Raw genomic sequence first — 1,131 nt, 5'->3', positions numbered from 1 at the left:
CTGTCACTGAGTTTGACCTGATGCCACAGCCCGTTAGCCCTCTGGGTTTTCAAGCCCGCGGGTGAGCTCATGGCGTGGCATCAGTTTTCCTGTTAACCCGAACAGCTGCCCGGGCGGCCTGTGCCAGCCCGTATCTTACAAGGCCGGGAGACATGAATATGACTGAACATATCACCATCGGCATCGATATTGCCAAAGACACTTTTGACGTCTTCATCAGTCCTGACGGACTGTTTCTCCATCTGGAGAATACCCCACACGGACACCAGCAACTCCTCGACGCACTCGCATCCCGCGCCGTTACACGGATAGTGATGGAAGCCACGGGGCGCTACCATAATCTTCTTGCTGCCACGCTTGAGCTTGCCGGTCTGCCGGTCGCTGTGGTCAACCCTGCTCAGGTCAAACACTTCGCACGCGCTCTCGGGACGCTGTTCAAGACCGACCCGAATGATGCCCGCATAATCTGCGAGTTTGGCCGCAGGATGACTCCGGATATCAGACCTGCTCCGGACGAACAGACGCAGCGTCTCGCCATGATGGTATCCCGCCGCCGCCAGCTGGTGGACAACAGAACCATGGAGCAGAACCGCTACGGCTCCTGCAGCGATGAACTTATCCGGACGGGTATCAAACGGCATATTGACTGGCTTAACGCAGAGATAAAGGACACGGATGACGACATCGACCAGCAGATAAAAGTGATGCCGTTATGGCAGGAGAAAGTAAAGCTACTGGAAGACGTCAAAGGTATAGGACGCACAACGCTGGCGGTTCTGCTGTCGATGCTGCCGGAGCTGGGACAACTTAACAGACGTAAAATCAGCGCGCTGGTAGGCGTGTGTCCTTATGCCCATGACAGCGGAAAGATGAAAGGAAAACGATGTATCTGGGGAGGACGAAGTGCGGTGCGGGCAGCGCTGTACATGGCGGCAATGTCAGCGGTGCGCTATAACCCGACCATACAGACTTTTTTTGAGAGACTGAGAAGCAAGGGGAAAGCCTTTAAAGTCGCGATGACCGCCTGCGTCAGAAAGCTGGTAACAATCCTGAATGCGATGGTGCGGGACAATAAAAAATGGGTGGCAGGTTAGTCGTCAGCCGTTGACTTTAAACACAGCTGCTCACCCC

The 1,131-nt window shown here is 55.0% G+C and carries 1 protein-coding gene; it reads left to right on the top strand.

What is annotated here, in order from left to right; all coding sequences use genetic code 11:
- Nucleotides 1-158 precede the first annotated feature (158 nt).
- The gene (locus tag EKN83_RS23210; protein WP_260591355.1) at nucleotides 159-1,094 is read left to right on the top strand and encodes an IS110 family transposase; all 936 of its coding nucleotides are present in this window, start codon (nucleotides 159-161) and stop codon (nucleotides 1,092-1,094) included.
- The last annotated feature ends 37 nt before the right edge of the window (nucleotides 1,095-1,131 follow it).

Source organism: Enterobacter sp. WCHEn090032, from assembly GCF_003986875.1.
GTDB classification, from domain to species: Bacteria; Pseudomonadota; Gammaproteobacteria; order Enterobacterales; family Enterobacteriaceae; genus Enterobacter; species Enterobacter sichuanensis.
Note: the sequence above shows the minus strand (reverse complement) of the source record. Positions and strands in the feature narration are given on the sequence as shown.

Coding starts and splice junctions, on each gene's coding strand:
- EKN83_RS23210 (WP_260591355.1), top strand. CDS start 159: ATGACTGAACATATCACCATCGGCATCGATATTGCCAAAGACACTTTT.